This is a genomic window from Marinobacter sp. tcs-11 (genome assembly GCF_002049515.1).
GTDB classification, from domain to species: Bacteria; Pseudomonadota; Gammaproteobacteria; order Pseudomonadales; family Oleiphilaceae; genus Marinobacter; species Marinobacter nauticus.
Genome location: NZ_LLYU01000003.1, coordinates 226,078 through 250,005 on the forward strand (window position 1 = coordinate 226,078; position 23,928 = coordinate 250,005).

Below are 23,928 nucleotides of genomic sequence, written 5' to 3' on the forward strand. Positions count from 1 at the left end.
GGTGCATTGGCTCATGGTGTTGAATGCAATCAGATTACTTTGTCTGTTCTTGATCAGCGGCTGGCTGAACGCCGCTGTGGCCCAGGATGGGGCGAAGGGGGGTGAGGAAGCGGAACCCGCGACCAAGGCTAATCCAGCGTCAAGATCGGGCTTTTCAACGGGTTTGGGCGAATGGGCGCTGGTACCGCGTTACCCGGAGCAGGCTGTCTGGCTCGATCTGGACGACGAAGGCCGGGCGTTGGGGTTGTTCCTGCCCGAATACGTTACGCCGGCAACCGGGGCTTTACTGATACTGGCCGACGAAGGCCAGACGGCCGATGAGGGTGTGCTGGGATCGTTGCGGGTGGCGCTGGCGGAGCGGGGTCTTGCGGTGATGACGGTTGGCCTCGGGCTGCCGCCGGAGGCGATACGCCGACATCGCATGGATGTCATGGCGCCTGGCCTGGATGATGACGCCGGACAGAACCCGGATCAGGGCGGGAATACACCGGATTCGGTCATGATTGATGTCGCTGAGGAACCGCCTCTTGATGACCTGACCGCAGATTATCGAAATTCGGTTCGTACAATTCTGTCCGCCGGGGTAGCCGCGTTGCAGCAGCGTGGCTATGAACGTGTGGGCGTGCTGGGCATTGGCTGGTCTGCTGACTATGTCACGGACTGGGCGGCGGACGCCGCTGCCGTGTCCGCGGTGGTCTGGCTGGCCCCCCGGTTCCCGGCCCGGCAGGCCGTTACCTTGCCCTCGTTGTTGAAGGAGCGAAACGGAGGGCAGGGATGGCCGGTGCTGGATCTGCATGGTTCCGGTGGTCGCTCCGGGGCAGAGGGCCGGGCGCGGGCGGCGGCGTTTGCTCGCGCGGAGGTGACCGGTTACGACCGTCAGCCCTTGGCCCTCAATCAACCGCTCCGGGCTGAAGATGGAGTGCGGGTTGCCAGCCGGGTCAGTGCCTGGCTGAAAAAACGGTCGGCCAGCCGGGATTAAAGTGCCCGATGCCTCTGGCGGATCAGTTCCCAGGCCTGTTGAAAGCGTAACAACCGGTCCTTTGCCATCGCCACTTCCGAAGGCGTCAGTTTCTGCTGCGCCAGTTTGTCCGGGTGACAGGCGGAAACCTGTTTGCGGTAAGCGCGTTTGATGGTTTCCAGCGAATCACGTCGGGTCACACCCAGAATCTGGCAAGCCTGCTCGTAGGTCGCCGGCTTTTGCGGCGGCGCGGCAGTGCGAATCCACACTTTGCTGGCGTAGCTTTCGAAAATGTCATCGCTGATGACCACGGGCAATCCCATATGGCTAATGGCGTCTTCGCAGCGGTAGCGCCGGGCCTTTCCGGGCTGACCCAGGATTTGTGCACCATGGCACAGGCAAATGGCCGTTTTCAGGGCCGGTGCCGGCCACAGTAACAAGGCCAGGCGCAGCATCAGGCCCTGGCGCACGGGCAGGTGGTCAGTTTCCTTGCCCTTGCGAAACTGTTTGATGGCTTTGCGGCGTTGCCTGGCCGAGAGGGTCAGGGCTTTCATCAGGGCTTCGGCATACTGAATGTCCGGTTCCCGGACCCTGCCGTCGGCCTTGGCAATGTAACCCAGAAAAAAGAACAGTGGCTTTCGACACCAGCGCGGCAGGTGCGCGCGCTCCATCAGGGTGCTGGCCTGATGCCCGCAACTGGTCAGTTCCTGCAGCAGTTCCCGGAACGACGACTCCATTCTCGCCGGGAGGGCTGGTGGATTGCTCTGGCTCATGATGTCCGGGCCCTTTCGTGCAGCCACTGGTCCAGGCTCTGCAATCGTTCTGGTGTGCCGACATCGATCCAGTGGCCCTTGTGGTGCAAGCCGATGACCCGGTTGCAGGCCATGGCTCTGCGCAGCACCGGGCCAAGTTTGCCGGCGGCATCGTCCAGTTCATCAAACAGGCGCCGGTGCAGCAGGCTGATACCGGAGAAAGTGAGCTTATCGGCCCCGTCAGGGGTCAGAAAGCCGTTGTCCTGAAGATGAAAATCCCCTTCCGGGTGGTGGGGCGGATTCGAAACCATCACCAACAAGGCATCGGCGTCAGCCTGGGGCCGGAGTTGGCTGAAATCGAAATCGCTCCAGATGTCCCCATTGACTACCAGGAACCAGTCGTCGCCCGCGTCGGTCAACAGTGGCAGGGCCCGGATGATGCCACCGGCGGTTTCCAGCGGTTCACCCTCTGCAGAGTAGCGAATGCTGACACCAAAGGCCTCGCCATCCTCCAGCCGGGCTTCAATCTGTTCCCCCAGCCAGGCATGGTTGATCACAATGTCGCTGAAACCGGCGTCGCGCAGGCGCTCAATATGATGAACGATCAGGGGCTGCCCCCCGGCTGACAGCAACGGCTTGGGGGTGGTCAGGGTCAGCGGGCGCATACGCTCGCCTTTGCCAGCGGCGAGAATCATAGCCTTCATGGTCAGTGAACTCCCGGCTCCGGCAGCGGGCCAATGCGTTGTTCGATGGCCGGAATCACGGTGCCGCAGAGCCACTCGTGAAAATGCCGGAAGGCCGGTTGCCGGGCGCTGGCATCCCGCAGGTAACTGACGGTGCGGGGAATGTCAGCCAGATATCCGGTCTTGCCGTCGCGAATGGCGAGGCGAGCAAAAATGCCGGCAGCTTTCAGATGGCGCTGCATGCCCATGAGCTCAAACCACTGCCGGAAAGTATCTGCATCAGCGCGGTGCAAACCGGCCTGCTGGCTGGCGTTACGAAAATGCTCCAGCCAGCTTGCCAGTCGCTGTTCCGGCCAGCGCACGTAGCAGTCTTTGAGCAGGGAGACGGCGTCGTAGGTGATGGGGCCGCGCACGGCGTCCTGAAAATCGATCACGCCGGGAGGCGTCTGGCCATCACGGACCAGAAGATTGCGGGAGTGGTAGTCACGGTGCACGGTGACCTCCGGCTGCGCCAGAGCACTTTCACGGAGCAGACCGAAGGCGGTGTCCAGCAGCGCCCGTTCCTGGTTGTCGAGTTCCAGGCCCAGGTGTTTTTCCAGCAGCCAGTCCGGGAATAGCGCCATCTCCCGGTCGAGGAGGGTCTGATCATAGGCGGGTAGTGGGTAGTCTGCCGGGTCTTCCAGCCCGGCAATACGCGCCAGTTCGTCCAGTGCGGCCCGATATAGGGTGTCCGCATCGCCCTGTTCCAGGGCGGTTAACATCAACTGATCGCCCAGGTCTTCCAATAACAGAAAACCCTGCTCAAGATCCTCTGCTGCAATGGCGGGCACGGCTATTCCGCGTTGATGCCAGTGCCGGGCGATGGCTACAAACCGAACGCAGTTTTCGTGCTCTGGTGGGGCATCCATCACAATAAAAGGGACGGGTTGCCCGCCCGGCACGTCTTTCCAGACCCGGAAGTACCGTCGAAAACTGGCGTCACCGGAAACCGGTGTCGGGCTGGCGGCCGAGAAGCCGGGTATCTGACTGACCCAGCGGGTCAGCAACTGCAAGCGGTAATCCATGGTCAGATCAGTATTCCTGAATCGGTGGATGATGGCCGGCGCGTTAACCGTGCACTCTCTGCACCGGAGTATAAAGAGGGTAAAACGGAATTGCAGCGGGCTTTCCGTTAACAAGCCTTGAGGGCGCGTGTAAACTAGATGCCCTTACGCCCAGCCATCATTCAAATGGAACAGGAATTTCGTCAACGTGCCCAGCCATTGCTCCTCCCTGTTGTGCGCCAGGTTCCGGCTTTCAAGCCTGGCCGTCATCGTGGCATTGGCAGCGAGTGGCGTACGTGCTGAAGGGACGGGTAGCAGCCCCAGCGCCGCTGAGATTGACTGGCGCCCGCGCAGTGAATTGCCGCCAGAGGTGGCCGGTCGGCTGCCGGTATTCTGCGAGGGAGGTTATCTGCCTGGCACGGTTGGCGGCGATGGCACCGTGGTGCCGGGCGCGGGCATTGAGGGTCCCATGCCACTGGAAGCCAGTGCCCTGAACGCCCGCTATGAACTGGATAGTGAACTCTACCTGCAGGGTGATGTGCGCCTGCGCCAGGGACCATTCCAGGCGAGCGGCGCGGAGGCCAGGTACAATCAGCAGTCGGGCGAATTGCAACTGCAAGGACCGCTGGTCAGCCGAGGTGAAGGCTTTCTGCTGACCGGGCAGGACGCGAACTATTCTACCCAGTCCGGGCAACTGGATATCAACACGGCCACGTTTCTCCTGCACGAGTCGGAACTCAGGGGCGAGGCCTCATCCCTGTCCAGGGTCAGTGAAAGCCAGGTGGTTATCTCCGATGGCATGATCACTACCTGTGGTCCGGGCCAGAACGGCTGGTCGATTGTGGCATCGGACATCGAGCTGGATCAGGCGGAAGGTTTTGGTACTGCACGGCACGTGCGGCTGGAAGTGTTGGATGCGCCGGTATTCTACTGGCCTTACATTACGTTCCCGATTGATGACCGCCGCAAGACCGGTTTCCTGTATCCCCAGTTTGGCTCATCCAGCGCCGGTAGCGGGGCCTATCTGGCCTTGCCGTACTATCTGAATCTGGCATCCCATTATGATGCCACCCTCACACCGCAGTATATTCACGGTCGCGGCCTGTTCACGGAAGTGGAGGGGCGCTACCTCAGTCGGTATGGCGAATCGGTGCTGCAGCTGGGGTATATCGACAATGATTCTGCTTTTCGGGATGAAAGTCCGGGTGAAAATGGCGAGCGCTGGGCCCTGGATTTCACCACCCGGGCGGCGTTTGGCGGAGGCTGGAGCGGCTACGGCGATTACTCGGTTATATCAGATGAGGACTACCTGAGCGATCTGAACCGCAGTCTCGAGATTGATCAGGCGACGCATCTTCAGCGACGGGGTGGCGTCCGTTACTACGGCGCCAATCAGTACTTTGAGGCCTACCTGAACGGCTACCAGACCATCCGCGACCGCATTGCCGATGTCAACAAACCCTATGCTCAGTTGCCGGAAGTGATCTACGGCGGCTCGCTGGAAGCCGGCTGGGTGGAGGCAAACCTGGAAAGCCAGTACACCTGGTTTTACCGGGACAATGAGACCCTTACCGGCCTGGACAAGGCCAACGGCCAGCGGTTACGGGCGATTCCCGAACTGGCGTTGCCCATGCGCGCGCTCTGGGGCTTCAGTCGTCCTTCGGTCAGCCTCGACTACACCCGCTATGAACTGGACGACTACACCCAGGGCGAGGCCAGTTTCGACCGCACCGTGCCGGTGTTCGAGTGGGACAATGGTCTGTATTTTGATCGTCGATCCAGCCTGTTTGACGTACCTTACAACCAGACCCTGGAGCCCCGGCTGTATTACGCCTGGGCCGATGCGGAGGCCGATCAGAACCACATCCCGGATTTTGATACCGGCATCCGCAGTTTCCGCTTTGATCAGCTGTTCCGGCGGGACCGGTTCACCGGCGGGGATCGGGTCGGTGACGCCAACCAGTTGACGGTGGCGCTCACCAGTCGTTTCAATGACCTCCTGACCGGGGCGGAGCGGGCCAGGGTGAGTGTTGGCCAGGTGCGCTATTTTCAAGATCGTGAAGTGGATCTGTTTGGCGAGGGCGCATCCGACCGGAGCCGCTCACCGCTGGCGGGCGAGTTGGTGCTGAACCCCATCGACAATCTGGAGCTTCGTTCTTCCCTGCTGTGGGATCACGAAACCCGGAAAACCGAAGAGGGCCGCAGCCAGCTGATTTTCCACTCCGAGGATTATCGTTACCTGGCGACACTCGGACATACCTACAGCCGGCCGGATGAGCTGGAACAAACCGACATAGGAACGGTCTTTCCGGTAACGGACCAGGTCAGTGCCATTGGTCGCTGGGTCTGGGATTCTCAGCTCGACCGAACCGTGGGCACCCTTGCCGGTCTGGAATATAACAACTGCTGCTGGAGTTTTCAGGTGGTGCACCAGAACTACCTGACTGATGACGAAGAACTGGACACCCGCTTGCTGTTCCGGATTGAACTGAAAGGTCTGGGCGGCAGTGGCGGTGCATCCGACAACATCGCGGACGCCATCTACGGCTACGACGAGCGCGAGCGCCGGAGGTTCGGAAACCCGCGCCGTTGAACGAACCTGAATCTGCAGGCCGACCCGGCTGCGATCACGATTTTACAAACCAAGAGGTGATTATGAAGGCGACTGTCCGCCACGGACTGACAATTCTGCTGACACTGGCCATGGTGGTGCTGTCAGTGACTGCTCAGGCCGAACGAAAACTGCTGGACCGTGTGGTTGCGATCGTGGATGACGAGGTGATCCTCCAGAGTGAGCTGGACGCCCGTATCAATACCATTGTCGGTCGCCTGAGTGCGCAGGGCACTGGTCTGCCGCCCCGGGAACTGCTTGAGCAGCGGGTACTGGACCAACTGATTCAGGAATCCCTGCAGCTGCAGATGGCCGACCAGATGGGCATGCGCATCAGCGACAACGAGCTGAACGAGACCCTGGCCAATATTGCCCGCAGCAACGGCATGACCCTGGCCGAATTCGAAGGCCAGCTGGCGGAAGAAGGGGTGACCTATCAGCAGGCCCGGGAGCAGATCCGCAATGAAATGCTGACCAGCCGGGTGCAGCAGCGTCGCGTAGGTAACCGGGTACGCGTTACCGACCGGGAAGTGGAAAACTATCTCCAGGCCCAGCAAGCCAACGGCAGTACCGATGCCGAATACCGTCTGGCCTATATCTTTATCGAAGTTGACGACCCGGCCAGCGAAGCGTCGGTGGATGAGGCCCGGGAGACAGCACAGGCCTTGCGCCAGCAGATTGCCAACGGTCGGGACTTCCGGGAAGTAGCAGTTGCCGAATCCGATGCCAGCAACGCCCTGGAAGGGGGCGACATGGGCTGGCGATCTGAAAGCCAGTTGCCCTCACTGGTCGCACCGGTGGTACCGGATCTGAAAGTTGGTGAGCCTTCGCAGGTGCTGGAAAACAACAGTGGTTTTCATCTGGTGATGGTGATGGACAAGCGCGGCGGTGAGCAGCAGCAATTCATCCAGCAGCACCGGGTCCGGCATATCCTGGTGCGGCCTTCCGAAGCGGTGACCGATGTGCAGGCGGAGCAGCGCATTCGCGAGATCTACCAGCAGTTGCAGGATGGCGCCGACTTTGCCGACCTGGCCCGTGAACGCTCGGACGATCCGGTCTCCGGCTCAGACGGCGGCAACCTGGGCTGGGTAAGCCCTGGCCAGATGGTGCCCGCTTTTGAAGAAGCCATGAACCAGGCGCAGGTGGGCGAATATTTCGGTCCTTTCCGTTCCCAGTTCGGCTGGCACATCCTGCAGGTGGAGGAGCGCCGGCGCCAGGACGTGACCGAGCAGAATCGCGAGTCCCAGGCTCGTCAGGCCATCTACATGCGGAAATTCGAGCTGGAATTGCAGAACTGGCTGCGTGAGATTCGGGACGAAGCCTTTGTTGAGTTCAAGGGTGAATATGCCGATATGAACCCGGAGAGCGAGGAAGCAAACCCGTCATGAGCACACCGGTGATCCTGGCACTCACTGCCGGCGAACCGGCCGGCATCGGCCCGGAACTGTGCCTGCAACTGGCAACCGGGAGCCGGGACGCCGGCCTGGTGGTGATTGCCAGCCGCGAACTGCTACGGGACAGGGCCAGCCAGCTTGGACTTCTGGTTGAGCTGCATGACTGGCAGCCGGGTGTAGTGGCAGATACCCGGGAGGGTCATTTATCGGTATGGCATGTCGAAGGTTGTGGCTCCACGATGGCCGGCCAGCTTGATAAGGGCAACAGTCAGTACGTACTGGACACCCTGACCATCGCCGCCCGGGGTTGCCTGAGTGGCGATTTCGACGGCATGGTGACTGCACCTGTGCACAAGGGCGTTATCAACGAAGCCGGCATTGCTTTCAGTGGCCACACCGAATTCCTGCAGGCGCTTTGTGGCGTAGAACGGGTGGTGATGATGCTGGCCACGGAAGAACTCCGGGTGGCATTGGTAACCACCCACTTACCCCTGAAAGACGTTTCTGCGGCTATTACACCGGACCGGCTGACTCAGGTGACGCGCATTCTGAATGCGGACCTGAAAGCCTTTTTTGGTATTGATCAGCCGCGCATTCTGGTGGCTGGCCTGAATCCCCACGCCGGTGAAGGGGGCCATCTGGGCCGGGAAGAAATCGAGGTGATTGAGCCGACCCTCGAACAGCTGCGGGCCGAGGGAATTCAACTGACCGGGCCGTTGCCGGCAGACACCCTGTTCACCCCGCACTGGCTCGACAATGCTGATGCGGTATTGGCCATGTATCACGACCAGGGCCTGCCGGTACTGAAATTCCAGGGCTTTGGCCGGGCCGTCAACATCACGCTGGGCTTGCCCATTGTCCGTACCTCGGTTGACCACGGCACTGCCCTGGATCTGGCTGGTACCGGCAAGGCCGATGCCGGCAGCCTGCATACCGCTATCCGTGTGGGCGAGCAGATGGCCCGCTGCCGTAAGGCCGCGCGGGCCGGAGAACTCTCATGAGCAATAAACACGGGCATCAGGCCCGTAAACGTTTTGGCCAGAACTTTCTGCATGATCCGGGCGTGATTGAACGCATCGTGCGTGCGATCAATCCCAAGCCGGAAGACTCGATTGTTGAAATCGGCCCCGGTCTGGGGGCTATTACCGAAGAAATCCTGGCCATCAATCCCCGTTTGCAGGTGGTGGAACTGGACCGGGACTTGATTCCGGTGCTGCGCACCAAGTTCTTCAACTACCCGGAATTCCGGATTCACGAGGCCGATGCCCTCAGTTTCGATTTCAGCCAGTTAGTGAGTGACCGGCCTTTGCGTATTGTCGGCAACCTGCCTTACAACATCTCCACCCCGCTGATCTTTCATCTGCTGTCCCAGAGCGGTGTGGTGCAGGACATGCACTTCATGTTGCAGAAGGAAGTGGTGCAGCGGCTGGCGGCGGTACCGGGCGACAACAATTACGGCCGCCTGGGTATCATGGCCCAGTATTTCTGCAAGGTGCAGCCGCTGTTCGAAGTAGGCCCTGGCGCCTTCCGCCCGGCGCCGAAAGTGGATTCCGCCATTGTCCGCCTGGTGCCCCACAAAGAACTGCCACACCCGGCGAAAGACCTGAAAACCCTGCAGGCCGTGGTACGCACCGCCTTCAATGCCCGCCGCAAAACCCTGCGCAAGGCGTTGGCGGCCCTGGTGAGCGTGGAGCAATTGCAGTCGATCGGCATCAACGACGGCCTGCGCCCGGAAAACCTGGGGCTGGCCGACTATGTCAGGATCGCGGATTTGCTGGCAGATACTGGTAAGCTGCAGGCAGAGGACAACGAGGTAAGTGATGACTGACTACGCCATCGGCGATATTCAGGGTTGCTACGATCGCCTGCGGGATGTGCTGGCGAAAGTCGATTTTTCGCCCTCCCGGGACCGGCTCTGGGTGGCCGGTGATCTGATCAACCGTGGGCCGTCGTCGCTGGAAACCTTGCGCTACATCGAAAGCTTGGGCGATGCCGCTGTGGTGGTACTGGGCAATCACGACCTGCACCTGCTGGCAGTCGCGCTTGGCGGCCACAGCCCGAAGCGCAAGGATACGTTGCATGACATTCTGGACGCGCCGGATCACGACCGGCTGATCCAGTGGCTGCGTCAGCAGTATCTGTGCGTGCACGATGCCGACCGAAACCTGGTGATGGCCCATGCTGGCCTGCCGCACATCTGGAGTGTGGAGCAGGCCGTGGCCTGTGCCCGGGAAGTGGAAGCCGTGATCCGGGGCGACCAGGCGGGCGAATATTTCAGCCAAATGTATGGCAATCAGCCCGAAGCCTGGTGTGGTACCCTCACCGGTATGGATCGCTGGCGAGTGATTACCAACTATTTTACCCGCATGCGCTTTATTGCCAGCGACGGCCGCCTGGAACTGGCCACCAAAGAGTCGGCCGATCGGGCGCCTGAGGGCTTTGCCCCCTGGTTTACCTATCCCCGTCAGGACGATGTGAAAGTGGTGTTCGGCCACTGGGCTGCCCTGGAAGGCAACACCGGCAGCGACCGGTTTATCGGGCTGGACACCGGCTGTGTATGGGGCGGCGCCCTGACCATGATGAATCTGGATACCGGAGAGAAAATTCACTGTGATTGCGGCTGACCCCAGAGCCCGGATTGTACGCTGGGCACTTGTCGCCGGCGCAGTCGCCGGCCTGCTGGCCGTTATGGCCGGCGCTTTCGGTGCTCATGGTCTGCGCCATGTGGTGTCTGAACGCGGCCTTGAGGTGTTCCAGACGGCTGTCAGCTACCAGGTGTACCATGCCCTGGCGCTGGTGGCCGGGAGCCTGATGCCGGCGCTGGGCCTGCCGCGAAAGCTGCTGACCCTGGCCTGTGGCTTCTGGCTTGCCGGTGTGCTGTTGTTCAGTGGCAGTCTCTACCTGCTGGTGCTGACAGGAATCCATTGGCTGGGCCCGGTGACACCGGTGGGCGGCGTCTGTTTTATGGTGGGCTGGGTGTTGCTGATGGTCGCAGCCCTGAAGAAGTAACGGAGGCAATGCTAACCATGTTGGTACAGGTGAATGGCGAGGCGATGGAACTCCCGAAAGGAGCGACCATTGCCGCCCTGATAGAACAACTCACCCTGACCGGGAAACGCCTGGCGGTGGAGGTAAACGAAGACATTGTGCCCCGCAGCCAGCACCCGCAGTTCACCCTGAGCGAGGGTGATCGGGTGGAAGTGGTCCATGCCATCGGTGGCGGTTGATACGTCACCAGAGCCAGGCTTTTCCCGCTCTTACTTTATCCAGATAACTCAGGCAGGTTATGACAGAGACACCAGAGATTCAGCTCCCCGAAGACAAACCCCTGGAAATCGCCGGCAAGGTGTACCAGTCCCGCTTGCTGGTGGGCACTGGCAAATATCACGATTTGATGGAAACCGGCCATGCCATCGAGGCCAGTGGTGCCGAGATCGTGACTGTGGCTGTACGCCGTACCAACCTGGGCCAGAACCCGGATGAACCCAATCTGCTGGACGTGATTTCCCCGGAAAGCTACACCATCCTGCCCAATACCGCCGGCTGCTACACCGCCAAAGATGCGGTCCGCACCTGCAAGCTGGCCCGGGAACTGCTGGACGGTCACGACCTGGTCAAACTGGAAGTGCTGGGCGAACATAAAACCCTGTACCCCAACATGCCGGAAACCCTGATCGCGGCTGAAGAGCTGATCAAGGATGGCTTCAAGGTGATGGTGTACTGCTCGGACGACCCGTTGCTGGCTATGCGTCTGGAAGAAATGGGCTGCGTGGCCATCATGCCTCTGGGTGCACCGATTGGATCGGGCCTGGGTATCCAGAACCGCTATAACATCCGGCTGATTGTCGAGAACGCCAAGGTGCCGGTGCTGGTGGATGCGGGTGTTGGTACGGCCTCGGACGCTACCATTGCCATGGAGCTGGGCTGTGACGGCGTGCTGATGAACACCGCTATCGCCCAGGCCAAAGACCCGATCAGAATGGCCAATGCCATGCGCCTGGCCATCGAATCCGGCCGTGAAGCCTACCTGGCCGGTCGTATGCCCAAGAAACTGTATGCCAGTGCCTCGTCACCGATCGACGGCACTTTTTTCTGAAAAGTCCCTCCCTTGCCGGGGAGGGCATATAAAACGAAAACCAGAATTTCAGAGCGCTGTAGTCCTGTCATGACCAACCAGAAACCCAGTCGCCGGGAGTCTATTCTCCAGGCGCTAGTCGAGCTGTTGCAAAGCGATCCCGGTGCCCGAATCACCACGGCTGGCCTGGCCAAAACCGTGGGCGTTACCGAAGCGGCCTTGTACCGGCATTTTCCCAGCAAGCGCAAAATGTTTGAGGCGCTGATCGAATTTGCCGAGGAGGCGGTTTTTTCCCGTTGCCAGGTGATTCTGCAGGAACAGGAGGATGTGCGCGTGCGCCTGCAGCAGCTGTCGCATCTGGTGCTGGTGTTTGCCGAGCGTAATCCGGGCCTGTGCTGTGTGCTGACTGGCGATGCGCTGATGGGGGAGGATGAATCCCTGAGAAAGCGGGCATCCCAGTTTTTCGAGCGGCTGGAAACCCAGATTCGCCAGGCCCTGAAAGAAGGTGAAATCCGTCAGGGCCTGCGGCCCAGAACCACGGCGGCCCGTGGTGCGGACTTTGTCATGGTGTTCGTGGAAGGCCGGATTCAGCGCTTTGTGCGCTCTTCGTTTTCGCGCTTGCCGACGAGTGATTTCGACGAGGCCTGGGGGCTGGTGTCTGAGGCGGTCTGGGGGTGAGCCGTGGAGTTTCGTTCACCTAGCCTTCCAGTGGACTGCCTGTTGTGACTGGGGTTTACCTTCGCAGAACCGCTACAAGCACATCCATGTGCGCTTCTCTCCGGTCATCCTTGGCCTCCGACATTCTGCGAAGGTAAACCCCAGTCACAACGATCGAACTTTGTTGGGATAGTCGAGTTATACCCCTCGATCTTTCTCTATGGATTTGTATTTCCTGATCAAACCAAGATTCGGTGCGTTATCGCTGATGTCAGAAAGGCATGGGCTGGGATCCCTTTCCCGAAATTTCGGAGGCCAAGGATGGCCGGAGAGAAGCGCACACGGATGTGCTCGTAGCGGTTTCGGGAAAGGGATCCCAGCCCATGCCTAACTCCAAAATATCAGGCTAGGTGTTGGCGATATTATCCAACCTTACTCGTATCCGGAAGCAGTCCGCAAAATTGAGCGCACTGGCGCCCACACGGCCGGCGCCGAGATGAGAATATCCCGTCCATAGAGATCCGCCGGATAGCCCTCCGGAACTTCCCCGAAATGGCCTACCGTAGCGCCAGCTTCTTTTGCGATCAGACGGGCGGCGGCGAAGTCCCAGGGGCTGACGTTTTCGTAGTAGATGTCCAGCCGGCCACAGGCCACCCAGCAGATGTCCAGAGCGGCTGAGCCGATCCGGCGCAGGTCTCGGCACTGGTGAATCATGGCGTCCAGGCGGCGTACCAGCGGTTCCAGGTTGTCCTTGGTGTACGGAAAACCGGTGGCGAACAGCGATTGCCTGGGGTCGGTCGCGCCGCTGTGGCGGATAGGCTGGTTGTTCAGGGTTGCGCCTTCGCTTTCGGTAGCCCGGAAGGTCTCGCCGGGAAACGGCGCGTGCACAACGCCCACCCGCACTTTGCCCTTCTCGGCGTAGGCAATGGACACCGCAACCTGCGGATGGCCGTAAGCGTAGTTCACCGTGCCGTCGATGGGATCGACTATCCACAATGGCGTTTCCAGCTCTTCCGCCTGGGACAGATCCGGCATGGTTTCCTCAGAGAGGATGCGGTGGTGGGGGAAGCGTTCGCGGATGGTGCCGGTGATGAATTCGTCGGCCATCACGTCGGCGTGGGTGACCAGTTCGGTCTGGTGTTTGTAGTCGGTGCGCAGGGTGTTTTCTTCCCGCTCGTGGCGGATCAATTCGCCGGCTTCGCGGGCCAGGGCTTCGGTGAAATCGGTGATTTCCTGGAGAGAAACTGAGTCAGACATGGCACCCCCGCGGTTTTTGAAACTGTGAGGGTGCCAGTCTAGCACGGCAGGTTTACAGGCTGTTCAGCCACTTCTCCATTTTATCCATGGCCAGCACCAGTTTTGGGCAGGCCTGCTGGACAAAGCTGTCATCCAGTTCCTGATCGGCGTAATCGCCACCGGCCAGGTTCAGGGCCGCGGTACCGTCGAAATCGACAAATGCCAAACGGGCGCCGAGGTGGTCCGGTACAAAGCCGAAATCACTGGAGGGCAGGATCGCGACGCCGGTATTCGCCAGCAGGGCGGTGCAGAAGGCCTGGGAAGTCTTGATGTCCTTGCGGGCCAATTGGTCGCGGAAACCGGAGAAGTCCGGGAACAGGTAGAACGCACCTTCGGGCTTCTGAACCACCGCGCCCATGTCGGTCAGACGGCGATGCATGTATTCACCCACCACTTTCAGCACCCGGCGGGACTGAACCAGGTATTCCTCAATATCCTCACCACCATTGAAAGCAGCAATGGCCGCATGCTGGATGGGGGCACTGGTGGCGGTGTAGGTTTCGCTGGCGATGATCGCCATGGCGTCCTGCAGTGGCCTCAGCTCGGGCGGGAAGATAAAGGTACCCAGGCGCCAGCCGCCGGCGCCGGCCCACTTGGACAGGCCGGTGCTGATGATGGTGCCTTCCGGGTAGTAGCGGGCAATGGACTTGTGCTTGCCCTCAAAGTGAACTTCTCCGTAGATCTCGTCTGAGAGCAGGATCAGCTTGTACTTGCGGGCCACGTTGGCGATGGCCAGCAGCTGATCGTCGGTGTAGGTGCATCCGGTCGGGTTGGACGGATAGTTGAGAATCAGGATACGCGGGCGTGACGGGTCGTCCCGGCAGATGATGTCCAGTTCCTCGGCGGTCAGCTGCCAATTGTTCTCGGCGTGGGTCGGCAGCCAGTGTACCGAACGGCCGATGATGCGGGCCTGGGGCGCATAAGACACCCAGCTCGGGCGCGGTATCAGCAGGTCGCCGTAGTAGGCCAGCTGCAGCATGAACAGCAGCTCTTTGGAGCCCGGGCCGATCAGCACGTCTTCCCAGGTACAGCGCATGCGCTCGCTGCGGTTGATGTAGCCGGCGATGGCTTCACGCAGGCCCTTCAGACCTTTGACCGGCAGATAATCTTTTTCGTGGGCGTGCTCCTTGAGGGCGTCGACCACGCGATCCGGTACCGGGAACGGCGACTGCCCCAGCCCCAGTTTGATGATGTCCTTGCCTTCGGAACGAAGCTGGTTACTGAGCTCGTTGATGCGCAGGGTGGCGGAGGGCTGGATGCCCCGTACGTTCAGGTTAATCGCGTAACGGTGGTCGTTTTTGATGTCCATTGTCCCGGTCTGTTGGTTGGAGGGTGACAACGGCAGTATAGGAAACCCAAACATATCTGTGACGGGGGTGCGGATAGGGGATTGCCGAAGTCTGCAGGCAGACTTTGGTCGAATCCCCGGCTGGTCAGGGGTTCTTGATCCAGACTTCTACCCGGCCATTGCGCTGGTTTCCCTTGCCGCCAACGGGCATATAGTGGCCATAACCTGTGTAGGCGACGTCCGCCACACCTGCCTGGCCCAGTGCCTTGCGCACCGACAACGCTCTCAGCTCGGAAATCATCTGGGCCCGAAGCTCGTGGCTCTGGGCATCAGCGAATCCGATGAGCAGCAGATCATCGGATTCGTGATTGTGCTGTTGCAGGTAATGCTTCACCCGTAGCAGATCCCGCTGGGCCTTGTTGTCGAGCTTGGTGCGGCCTTCGGCAAAGCGGAAATTGACGGTCAGGCGCTGGTAATTGCTGGTCAGTCGCCGGAAGCTCTCTGGTACGGAGGTGTCGAATTCCGGTTTTACCGCGATCGGATTCTGGGAAATAAACCCGGATTCGGCCACCAGGTTCTGGCCATCCTCATCCAGTGCATAGTCGATCAGGCCTTTGGCGAAAGTCGGTGTTCTATCTCCCATGGTATACATGAACAGTCGGCGGGAGAGTGGGTAGTCTTCGCTGGCAACCGTGAGCTGATTCGGTTTCAGGGCCGGGGCATTGCCTTCGGAAATCGCCAGCAGTTTGCTGTTGCGCACCGAGGCCAGGCCGGAGAAGCCGATACCACCGGGATCGCGGGACACGTCATCGGACAGCTGGTCGTTGGATTCGTAGCGTTTGGCGGATTCGTCCAGGCGGTAGCTTTTACCCAGAACCAGGGATTTAAAGGTATCCCAGGTGCCAGAACGATCATCCCGGGCGTAGAGCCGTATTGGCCGGTCCGGTCCGCCAAGTTCTGACCAGTTACGAATCTGGCCAGCGAAAATGCGCCCGAGCGTATCGATACTCATGGCATTGACAGGGTTGTTGGGGTGCACCAGTACGGCAAGGCCATCAATGGCGATGACATGTTCACTCTCCAGGGCCGTCAGATCGGCCTGCTGGCGCACCTGTTCCGCCTCGGCGGCTTTGACAGGCCGGGAGGACGCCCAGATCTGCGCCTGACCGCTGGCCAGGGTGCGGAAACCAGTACTGGAGCCATGGGCGGCCACCAGAACACTGACGGGGCCCTGTTCGGTCTCGGTCAGCAGAATCTGCTCGTTCTCGGTACCCGTGGCCCGACGACTGACCGACCCATTACCCTGCTGTGCCAGATAGCCGCTTACCAGCATGGGTGCCAGTGTGGCGCCGACGGTGTTGGAGCCGTGAATTTCCAGCTCATGGGCGTTGGCGCTGGCGCAGAGACTGGCGCTTGCAAGCAGTGCCAGCCAGTGGCCGGCGGTCTTCCTTGTGAAATCAGGCATCGTGTTGAAAACCTTTTCAGATCAGATGGTTGTGATGCCGGAAGGATGCTTCAGAAATATGACATTTATGTTTCAGGCAAGATCAGATGGCGCGAAAGGTTCAATACTTTTGTAAGAAAGTGTTAAGCAGGCCGCTGAGGCGCCGGGCTTGCTGGCTTATAGTGGGGTGTCCGCAGTAACAAAAACAAACACAGCGGGGCACTATTATGCATGTGACATCGCTCCGGCATGGCTCATCTTCGGCAGAACATCGAACCGCGGCCTTTGAAAAGGTTCTGCTGGTCGATGACCACGCCCTGTTTGCACAGGCGCTGGCGGGCCTTATCCGGCAGGAGGAACTGGCGCTCTCGGTGGTCACGGTGGGCACGCTGGAGGCCGCGGCCGATCAACTGGTGCATGGCACCGGGGTCGATCTGGTATTGCTTGACCTGGCACTTAACGGAGAAGCCGGACTTTCGCTGTTGCCGCGTCTGGCTGGCTTGCGGAACACCCCGCCGGTGGTGATTATCTCCAGCAGTGAGGACGAAAGCACCGTCAGGGCGGTGCGAACGGCCGGGGCAGCGGGGTTTCTGGCCAAATCGGCTGGCCGGGCGGCACTGGTTCGTATGATGCAATCGGTACGGCGGGGTCAGGGCTATTTCCCCGGGGGTATGCCGCCTCTGGTGTCGGAGACCCCGTTAACACCACGTCAGATCGAAGTGCTGACGCTCCTCGCCCAGGGGTTTCCCAACAAACGCATCTGCCAGAGCCTGGGCCTGACCGAGCACACGGTCAAAACCCACCTGAAAGCGATCTTTACCCAACTGGGGGTGCACAATCGGACTGAATGCGTGAACCGGGCCCGGGCCCTGGGCTGGTTGTAACAGCAATCGGCAGTGCCACCCAGAATACCGCTCCCCGGCCCGAAGATGATTCGGTTCCACATTGCCCGCCCATGAGCCGGGAGAATTCGCGCACGATGGTCAGGCCCAGCCCGAGCCCCGCCTGGTGGCTGGCACCGGCACGGATGTAGGGGTCGAAGACCTGTGTGTGCAGACTTTCCGGCAGCCCACGCCCGTCATCGCACACCCGGATGCGGGCCCAGTTCCCGGTGGTGACCGTGTTGACCTGAATGCGCTGGCCACCACTGTGGTCGGCGGCATTGATGACCAGGTTCTGCAATACTCGCAACAGCAAGCTGGGATCCGCGGTCAAGGCCAGCCCGGGCTCGGCCGGGGCAATGTCCAGGCGGATGTCGCGACGGGACAAGGTGTCTGACAGCAGATCTTCAAGCTCCTGCAACGTATGGTTCAGTTGCACAGGCTGGAGCTCCGGCTGAATCATGCCCTCGTTCAGTCGGGCGCTGTCGAACACCGTTCCCAGCAGATTACGGAGCTGGCCCACGGTATCACGAAGCTGATTCATCACCTCGGAGTGTTCGCGTTCAGGTTGCAGCGTTTCCAGCGTCAGGTCGATGACATTCAGGGGTTGGCGAAGATCATGGCTGGCCGCGGTAATCAGCTCGGTTTTCCGACGGCTTTCGTCCCTGGCGGACTGGTGTAACAGATCCAGTAACTGGCGGTCGAGAAAGTGGGCCCGGTGACGGTACTCGCTGATCCAGGCGCCCACCATACCGATGACATTCGCCGTCATCAGAAAAAACAGATTGGTGAGGGTGGCGGTGGCGGGGTTGCCGGCCCAGAGCTCGGCCAGCAGGTAGGCCCACACCAGAACAAAGGACGCCACCGATGCGGAGACAAACGGCAGTCCCATGGCAAAGTACCCGAACATCAGCATGAGTATCATGCCCTCATAAGGCAGGGGGTAGCTGTGCCAGCGGGCAGCCAGGATAATGGCAATGACGCTCAGGCCTCCGGCGATATAGGCAAACACATACAGGCGCTCGAAGCGGAGGTCGTTGGGGGTTTTCCGGTGGGCTAGCCAGAGAACCAGGGCGATGATCGGGCAGGTAATGGCCAGTCTTATTCCAGCCGTGAAACGGGCCAGCTCGGCTGGCAGGGTCATCAGGTCTACCAGGGCGTACACCAGAAAGAGCAGCAGACCAGCGATAGATGCCAGTCTCGCCCGTTGGCGGATTAACGCAGAACGCGCTTTGCGGTAGTCGGCTTCCAGTGCCGGCACAAAACGCAGGGTCTGGAAGCCTCTGGCCTGTTGCTGTTGGATTTGTTCGGCCGTCATGGTCGGGATATCCACGGAACACAAGCTCCGATTCTAGAACGCTCTGGCTCCGGATTTCGGGAGCCAGAGCACAGAGTGGTCAGCTTTGGTTCAGCATTCTGAGTCGGGCCCAGGTTCGGCTCTGTTCATCGGGGAAGTATTGCTCCAGCAGGGCATCCTTGTGTTTCTGACGATCTGCTCCGGCCAGGCCTTCCAGATCCTCGGCGTCAACAGCCTGTTCGAACTCGGAAAACTGCTGATCAAAACTTTCACGTTGTTTGAGGTAACTGACGACCCCTTCGGCACTTTCCGGGTCCATGCCCAGCTCCACCAGCTTCCGGCCGGCGGCTTCCGGTGATTCGGTATTCTCCAGGGCAGACAGTCGGGCCTGATGCTCGCGGGTTTCGCTCTGCAGTCGTTGCTCGGTTGCCTGAAGCGACTCCGGCAGCTGTTTGCGGTGCCATTCAATCAGCGCCTGTTTGCCTTGATCGGAAAGATCTTCCCGCTGCTGGATACTCATGGCCGCCAGGGTGTACTCGCTGTAGGCCTCTTCCTCGCCGAAAAACGCCTGATGTGCGTCCGGGCTGAAGGTCGAACGGCGCAGTTGTTTCAGGCTGCTCAGGGCATCGCCGAGGGCGGTTAGCTGGTAGCCAGGGTCGTGTTGTCGGCTCGGATCCAGTTCCGTCTGCATCAGCTGTAACGCAGCCTGCTTGTAAGCCAGGTATTGGTCGAGCAGTACCATGGCATCGCTGGCGGCCGGTTCCGGCAGATAGTTGCGGGCCAGGGACTGAATCTGTCCGATGGCGGCCTCCGGTGAGACTTCACCCACGGCGCTCAGGAAGTAATCGAAGAAGTCGCGAACGCCAAGGTCCAGAATCAACTCGCCGTTGCCGTCTGCCTTGAGGGCGCCGTCGATATCCGTGCCGGCCAGGGAGCGGGCAAAGTTCTGGTCGGGAAGGCTGGCGGGTGTCTGGTGTGGCGGTTCCTTATTGGAAGGAACCGGGGCCGATGCCTGGGTGACCGCCGGTGGCGTGACAGCAGGCGCACTGGCAAAGGTTTTTGCCGGGTCTGGCCTGGGTTTTGAATCCGGTGCCTGCCAGTACCAGAGGCCGCTGCTGGCCATAATGGCCAGCAGGGCAACGGGAAGCGGCCACCGCAGTTTCCGGGTGGACTGGTGCTTCATAACCACCTCACAGACCGCGGTTTTTCAGACGGTTGGCCTGGCTGCGGTAGAGTGAGACCGGGTTGGTCCAGAGAGAACGGGCGCCCAGCAGATGGTTGATGGCATCAACGTGGTTCATGTCGTAGTGGGTGCCGATGACATTGCCCATCATGGTGGCGCAGACGCCGACCAGACCATCATTGGGCTCGCTGCCAAAGGCCAGGGAGGTCACGCCCAGGAACGGATCGGTAATGTCGAACACGTTGGTCCATACGGCGCGTCCGGTCCAGGAGAAAAACTTGATCTTCTGGCCACTGATCCAGACATCTTCGCTGGTACCCGCGCAGGCATTACGATTAACCCCTTTCCAACCCAGGGCGTCGTTCAGGCTGGTGGTGCCCGGAGTGGTCAGGGTTTCCAGGGCGGCAATACCATCCTGGGAGTTGCTGGCTCCGGACAGGGCATTGATCAGTCCGCCCAGGGCGTTGGCAATGGCGTCGGCGCCCCCTTCAACATAGCTGCCGGGAGGGATGATGCCCCGGATAACGTCAGCAACTTTGGAGCCCTTGTTTACGCCGTCAATCGACGTGACCGAGGCAATCTTGTGGGGAATCAGAGCCGCTGCCACCCGGGAGGTGGGGGCACCCTGACTGTGCGCCACCAGATTGACCTTGCTGTGGCCCAGGCTGTTGACGTAATTGGCCAGTTGCTGGCCACGCTGTTCGCTGCTGTTCACGAAGGACACGCTGGCGGTATAGACCTTTGCGCCACTGCGTTCAAGGTTCCAGGGAATGGTGTGGAAGTAGTTGATCAGACCGCCAAGAGTGTTGAAGCCGGTTACACCGTGTACCAGCACAATCGGATGACGGGTCTGGGTGTAGCTGGCGTGGCTCAGTACCGAGAACACCAGCATGAGAATTCCGGCCACAAGCCGGATGGGCATGGCAAAACGCATAGATGACTCCTGTTGTTTTTGTTGGTTGTCGACATGCAACAGGGAGTATCACGGACGAACACAGGTGCCGGTAATCGCCCATTTGGGTGAGGCGGCTCCGGTGACAGTCGGTCAGAATCGGTGCGGTTCAAGTTCGGTGTGAATGATGCTCTGGCCAAGCATGATGATACGGCCGGTGTAACGCTCTTCGCCGGTGGTGGTGAAGTCGAACAGGAAACGCCGCCACACTCGCAGTTTTCCGTTCTGATCGCGCTTGAACCAGAGTCCGCGCAGATAAACGGCGTCGTCCAGCAGCATTACGTCCATGGATTTGCAGTACCGGTGAGCAGCCTGCAAGACAAAGTCTTTGATGGCTTTGGCCCGCCACCAGTACCAGATGGCGAAACCGGCGACAAACAGCCAGAAGAGGGTTGCTAGGGTCAAGGCACGGGGAATCCTGTGGGTGATTGCGACAGGGGTGGAGGCTCCACCCCGGCGAATCGCCAGACTACCCTATTGTGCCGGCTCAGGAAATTGCCGGGCCGGGGCTTTGGGCCCTCGTACAGTGGATCCTACGCTTCACCTTTGTCAAAAGCGAAGGGTGTTTGCAAAATATGGATAGGTTTGCGACGGTTTCTGCTTATGCTGGAACAAAGCGCCTGCTCGAAGCAGGCGGCGCACGGAAGGTATTTGGCGTATGCAGGCGTTGACAGAACAGGACTTCAAAGCCCTGGTGGATAATCATCCGCGAGCCATCATGCTTTCAACTCCGGACGCAGTCATTACCTATGTGAACCGGATGTTCCAGGCCGTGACCGGCTACCGCCCAGAAGAAGTCCTGGGCCGGGCACCGTCGGTGCTCAGTTCCGGACTGCACTCGCCGGAGTTCTATCAGGCCATGTGGGAAAGCCTGAATGAGAGCGGTCGATGGGAAGGCCTGATCTGGAACCGGCGCAAGAGCGGCGAGAACTATCCCCAGTGGCTGACCATCTACCCGGTGGACTATCAGGGCAAGCGCCTGTACGCCGGTGTGTTCATGGATGTGGGTGAGCTGGCTGCCAGCGAGGAACGACTGGCGACCCTGGCCTATTATGATCCCCTCACGGAACTGCCCAACCGTTCATTGTTCCAGGAATTCCTGAAGGCCCGGGTCAACCAGCGTAAAGACACCGCTGATCTGTTTGCGGTGCTTTATATCGACCTGGACTTTTTCAAGTCTGTGAACGACTTGCATGGCCACGATTGTGGCGACCGGGTGCTGCAACAGGCTGCGGCCTGTATCCAGGCCGTGGTTCGCAAGGGCGATGTGATTGCCCGGCTATCGGGGGATGAGTTTGCCGCCATCATCGAACTGGATACCGAAGATCAACTGAAAGCGGTGTGTGAGCGCATGACCCATGTGTTCCGGGCACCCGTGATGGTGGAGCACCGGGAATATTTTCTCTCCGCCTCGGTGGGCGCCGCTATCTATCCGAATCACGGCGAGACCGCGGGTGAATTGCTGCAGAATGCCGACCGGGCCATGTATACCGCGAAACTGGCCGGGCGGGCCTGCTACCGGATCTACAGTGCGAGCGAAATCCAGCATGGCCAGCAGCAACAACGGCTGTCCGAAGCCCTTGTGGCTTCCCTGAAGGTGGCGCCGGAGGAATTCTCGGTGGTGTACCAGCCCCAGTACGATCTCGCCACCGGCGCCATGGCCGGCATGGAAGCTCTGCTGCGCTGGCAGCACCCTGAGCTGGGGTCAGTATCACCGGGAGAGTTTGTCCCGGTGGCCGAGCAGCGCGGGCACATTCACGAACTGACCGAGCAACTGATCCGATGCATCCGTCGGGATCTGGAGGCTTGTGCTGTCGATCATGGCCGAGGTCGACGCCTGGCCATCAATATTTCTGCCCGACAGATTGCCGATGGCCGACTGGATGGATTGCTGGAGCCATTCTTCGAGCGGGTTCGGCAGGCGGGCTGGCAGCCGGAAATCGAGATTACTGAAACCCACCTGATGAACCTGTCACGCCGTTGCCTGGACAAACTCCGGGAATTTGGTGACAAGGGGGTGGTGGTTGCCATTGACGACTTTGGTACCGGATATTCCTCGCTGGCGTATCTGCATGCTTTACCTGTAAACGTGCTCAAGATTGATCAGCAGTTCGTCCAGCGGCTGGGGCAGGACGGCAGGGATTCACGGATTGTGTCAGCCATTCTGGCCATCGCCGAGGCGCTGAGTCTGGAGGTGGTAGCGGAGGGCATCGAGACCGAGATTCAGAAACGCAAGCTCCAGGAATTGAACTGTCACCGTGGCCAGGGCTACCTGATGGCCCGGCCGTCCCCCCTGGATGAGCTGCCACTGGATTGATAAGAATCAATTAACAGGCAAACTCCGTCCCGTTTCTTGCCGTTTTGCAAGATTTGGCTAGGGGTTTGCGGCACGCTGGCTTAAAACAGCAAGCTCACTCACTGCCTGTTCACGCTGTATGCGCAATCTCACTGCCAAACCGGATCTGGATGCCTACCTTCGACTCAATCGCGCTGCAGCCGGCGAATGGCAGGCGGCTATCCGTGAGTTGCTGGCCTGTGATGACGTTGGTCTCACTCTTGAGCGGCCGCAAACTGTTGCTGGGTCGCTGTCTTCCCTGAGTGTTGATCGTGGGGTCGTGTGTGCCCTGGATCTGGCCCAGGATGCCGAGGTGCATCTGTGCGGACTGCCTGGGACATTGCTGGTGGTGCCGGTATCGGGGCAGTGCGATGTATTGGTGAATGGCGATTGCGGACAGCCGGCTTTCCCGATGGCCGCCATCACCTCCAGCCAGGCAATTTCCGTGCGCGCCTGCGGGCAGTCCCGGCTGATTCTGTTAAACCCGGAACAATGGTGCGGCAGCGCCAGGCCAGGGCAGAGGGTGTTAGCCTGGATGGCGGAACGGGTGAATCACTTTCTGTTGCGCTCCAACTTCTTCCAGGATCACAACGATGCCTGCGCTGCGGCCGACAGCCTGTTTGACGAACTGGACAACATCGCCCGAGAGGGTGGTTGTGAACCCAACGAAACGCCCCCAGAGCTCGATCGCCGGCTTCTTCGGGTTATCGACAAAATCCGCATGGAGCCCGCCTGGGAGTTCGATTTGCAGGAGCTGGCAAACCATTCCGGGGTCAGCGAGCGCAATCTGTATTATCTGATGAAGCGGGAAACCGGAATGACCCCCTACCGTTTCTACCAGCGCTGTCGGTTGATCCGGGTACGGCGCAGGCTGGTGGATTGCCAGTGTGATGTGCCCCATATTTCCTGGTACGCCGCCGATGAGGGATTTTCACATCTGGGGCGGTTTGCTGCGCTGTACCGGGAACATTTCGGTGAGTTGCCCAGCGAGACCGTCCAGTGGCGCCGCCGTCTGCAGACGGGAGAGGCAGCGTTGGAAGCGCCGGACAGGATCGTTGCTTCCTGACAAAAAAAGCCCG

23 protein-coding genes are annotated in these 23,928 nt (G+C 60.1%); 13 read left to right on the top strand and 10 right to left on the bottom strand.

Annotated features, from left to right (window positions below; genetic code table 11):
• Positions 1 to 13 precede the first annotated feature (13 nt).
• Entirely contained in the window at positions 14 to 979 is a 966-nt protein-coding gene (locus ARC85_RS05455; RefSeq protein WP_286714477.1) for a DUF3530 family protein, read from the top strand.
• On the opposite strand, the gene ARC85_RS05460 is transcribed toward ARC85_RS05455, so the two are convergent.
• Genes ARC85_RS05460 through ARC85_RS05470 form a run of 3 tightly spaced genes read right to left on the bottom strand, consistent with a single transcriptional unit; the run spans position 976 to position 3,457 of the window.
• Positions 976 to 1,731 carry a DnaJ domain-containing protein gene (locus ARC85_RS05460; RefSeq protein ID WP_286714520.1) on the bottom strand — a complete coding sequence of 252 codons (756 nt, stop codon included), beginning with the start codon at positions 1,729 to 1,731 and terminating at the stop codon, positions 976 to 978. The two genes, ARC85_RS05455 and ARC85_RS05460, sit on opposite strands and share 4 nt — an antisense overlap.
• Positions 1,728 to 2,414: an N-acetylmuramate alpha-1-phosphate uridylyltransferase MurU gene (gene murU / locus ARC85_RS05465; RefSeq protein ID WP_153740212.1), complete on the bottom strand. Its 687-nt coding sequence runs from the start codon at positions 2,412 to 2,414 to the stop codon at positions 1,728 to 1,730. Before murU ends, ARC85_RS05460 begins: the two co-directional genes overlap by 4 nt.
• Before the next feature lie 2 nt (positions 2,415 to 2,416).
• On the bottom strand, positions 2,417 to 3,457 hold the full coding sequence (locus ARC85_RS05470) for an aminoglycoside phosphotransferase family protein (RefSeq protein ID WP_286714478.1): 1,041 nt from the start codon (positions 3,455 to 3,457) through the stop codon (positions 2,417 to 2,419).
• Positions 3,458 to 3,695: 238 nt separating this feature from the next.
• On the opposite strand from ARC85_RS05470, the gene ARC85_RS05475 reads away from it, so the two are divergent.
• The 9 genes from ARC85_RS05475 (at position 3,696) to slmA (ending at position 12,194) form a co-directional block, all read left to right on the top strand.
• Positions 3,696 to 6,029: an LPS-assembly protein LptD gene (locus ARC85_RS05475; RefSeq protein WP_286714521.1), complete on the top strand. Its 2,334-nt coding sequence runs from the start codon at positions 3,696 to 3,698 to the stop codon at positions 6,027 to 6,029.
• 62 nt (positions 6,030 to 6,091) lie between these two features.
• The gene (locus ARC85_RS05480; RefSeq protein WP_153740209.1) at positions 6,092 to 7,435 is read left to right on the top strand and encodes a peptidylprolyl isomerase; all 1,344 of its coding nucleotides are present in this window, start codon (positions 6,092 to 6,094) and stop codon (positions 7,433 to 7,435) included.
• Complete coding sequence (gene pdxA, locus ARC85_RS05485; RefSeq protein WP_153740208.1) at positions 7,432 to 8,442, top strand: 4-hydroxythreonine-4-phosphate dehydrogenase PdxA; 1,011 nt, start codon at positions 7,432 to 7,434, stop codon at positions 8,440 to 8,442. The genes ARC85_RS05480 and pdxA overlap by 4 nt, the downstream gene beginning before the upstream one ends.
• Positions 8,439 to 9,269, top strand: a complete 831-nt coding sequence (rsmA, locus tag ARC85_RS05490; protein ID WP_153740207.1) for a 16S rRNA (adenine(1518)-N(6)/adenine(1519)-N(6))-dimethyltransferase RsmA — start codon at positions 8,439 to 8,441, stop codon at positions 9,267 to 9,269. Before pdxA ends, rsmA begins: the two co-directional genes overlap by 4 nt.
• Positions 9,262 to 10,065, top strand: a complete 804-nt coding sequence (locus ARC85_RS05495) for a symmetrical bis(5'-nucleosyl)-tetraphosphatase (protein WP_153740206.1) — start codon at positions 9,262 to 9,264, stop codon at positions 10,063 to 10,065. Before rsmA ends, ARC85_RS05495 begins: the two co-directional genes overlap by 8 nt.
• Positions 10,052 to 10,450, top strand: a complete 399-nt coding sequence (locus ARC85_RS05500) for a DUF423 domain-containing protein (protein WP_153740205.1) — start codon at positions 10,052 to 10,054, stop codon at positions 10,448 to 10,450. The genes ARC85_RS05495 and ARC85_RS05500 overlap by 14 nt, the downstream gene beginning before the upstream one ends.
• A 17-nt stretch (positions 10,451 to 10,467) precedes the next feature.
• Positions 10,468 to 10,668, top strand: a complete 201-nt coding sequence (thiS, locus tag ARC85_RS05505) for a sulfur carrier protein ThiS (RefSeq protein WP_153740204.1) — start codon at positions 10,468 to 10,470, stop codon at positions 10,666 to 10,668.
• Between the two features lie 59 nt (positions 10,669 to 10,727).
• The gene (locus tag ARC85_RS05510) at positions 10,728 to 11,537 is read left to right on the top strand and encodes a thiazole synthase (protein WP_011786914.1); all 810 of its coding nucleotides are present in this window, start codon (positions 10,728 to 10,730) and stop codon (positions 11,535 to 11,537) included.
• 69 nt (positions 11,538 to 11,606) lie between these two features.
• Positions 11,607 to 12,194, top strand: coding sequence for a nucleoid occlusion factor SlmA (gene slmA / locus ARC85_RS05515; protein ID WP_014422780.1), 588 nt, complete (start codon positions 11,607 to 11,609; stop codon positions 12,192 to 12,194).
• Positions 12,195 to 12,605: 411 nt separating this feature from the next.
• Here slmA and ARC85_RS05520 read toward each other — a convergent pair whose 3' ends face one another.
• The 3 genes from ARC85_RS05520 to ARC85_RS05530 form a co-directional block, all read right to left on the bottom strand.
• A complete protein-coding gene (locus tag ARC85_RS05520) occupies positions 12,606 to 13,430 on the bottom strand; it encodes an inositol monophosphatase family protein (protein ID WP_153740203.1) in 825 nt (274 codons plus the stop codon).
• A 52-nt stretch (positions 13,431 to 13,482) separates the two neighbouring features.
• The gene (locus ARC85_RS05525) at positions 13,483 to 14,778 is read right to left on the bottom strand and encodes a pyridoxal phosphate-dependent aminotransferase (protein ID WP_114433752.1); all 1,296 of its coding nucleotides are present in this window, start codon (positions 14,776 to 14,778) and stop codon (positions 13,483 to 13,485) included.
• A 124-nt stretch (positions 14,779 to 14,902) separates the two neighbouring features.
• On the bottom strand, positions 14,903 to 16,222 hold the full coding sequence (locus ARC85_RS05530; RefSeq protein WP_286714479.1) for a substrate-binding domain-containing protein: 1,320 nt from the start codon (positions 16,220 to 16,222) through the stop codon (positions 14,903 to 14,905).
• 206 nt (positions 16,223 to 16,428) lie between these two features.
• Here ARC85_RS05530 and ARC85_RS05535 point away from each other — a divergent pair, with 206 nt between their 5' ends.
• Positions 16,429 to 17,085 (top strand): response regulator transcription factor, encoded by a 657-nt coding sequence (locus tag ARC85_RS05535; RefSeq protein ID WP_286714480.1) that lies wholly within the window; start codon positions 16,429 to 16,431, stop codon positions 17,083 to 17,085.
• On the opposite strand, the gene ARC85_RS05540 is transcribed toward ARC85_RS05535, so the two are convergent.
• The 4 genes from ARC85_RS05540 to ARC85_RS05555 all read right to left on the bottom strand — a co-directional run bounded on the left by ARC85_RS05540 (position 17,018) and on the right by ARC85_RS05555 (position 20,919).
• Complete coding sequence (locus ARC85_RS05540) at positions 17,018 to 18,400, bottom strand: sensor histidine kinase (RefSeq protein WP_206769444.1); 1,383 nt, start codon at positions 18,398 to 18,400, stop codon at positions 17,018 to 17,020. The genes ARC85_RS05535 and ARC85_RS05540 overlap by 68 nt on opposite strands.
• 79 nt (positions 18,401 to 18,479) lie before the next feature.
• The gene (locus ARC85_RS05545; RefSeq protein ID WP_153740199.1) at positions 18,480 to 19,562 is read right to left on the bottom strand and encodes a lipase secretion chaperone; all 1,083 of its coding nucleotides are present in this window, start codon (positions 19,560 to 19,562) and stop codon (positions 18,480 to 18,482) included.
• A 7-nt stretch (positions 19,563 to 19,569) separates the two neighbouring features.
• Positions 19,570 to 20,496, bottom strand: coding sequence for an esterase/lipase family protein (locus ARC85_RS05550; RefSeq protein WP_153740198.1), 927 nt, complete (start codon positions 20,494 to 20,496; stop codon positions 19,570 to 19,572).
• Between the two features lie 111 nt (positions 20,497 to 20,607).
• A complete protein-coding gene (locus ARC85_RS05555; protein ID WP_023009553.1) occupies positions 20,608 to 20,919 on the bottom strand; it encodes a DUF3301 domain-containing protein in 312 nt (103 codons plus the stop codon).
• Positions 20,920 to 21,172: 253 nt separating this feature from the next.
• On the opposite strand from ARC85_RS05555, the gene ARC85_RS05560 reads away from it, so the two are divergent.
• Together ARC85_RS05560 and ARC85_RS05565 are read left to right on the top strand one after the other, a co-directional pair.
• Positions 21,173 to 22,831, top strand: coding sequence for a putative bifunctional diguanylate cyclase/phosphodiesterase (locus ARC85_RS05560; RefSeq protein WP_153740197.1), 1,659 nt, complete (start codon positions 21,173 to 21,175; stop codon positions 22,829 to 22,831).
• A 118-nt stretch (positions 22,832 to 22,949) separates the two neighbouring features.
• Positions 22,950 to 23,915, top strand: coding sequence for a helix-turn-helix domain-containing protein (locus ARC85_RS05565; RefSeq protein WP_153740196.1), 966 nt, complete (start codon positions 22,950 to 22,952; stop codon positions 23,913 to 23,915).
• Positions 23,916 to 23,928 lie beyond the last annotated feature (13 nt).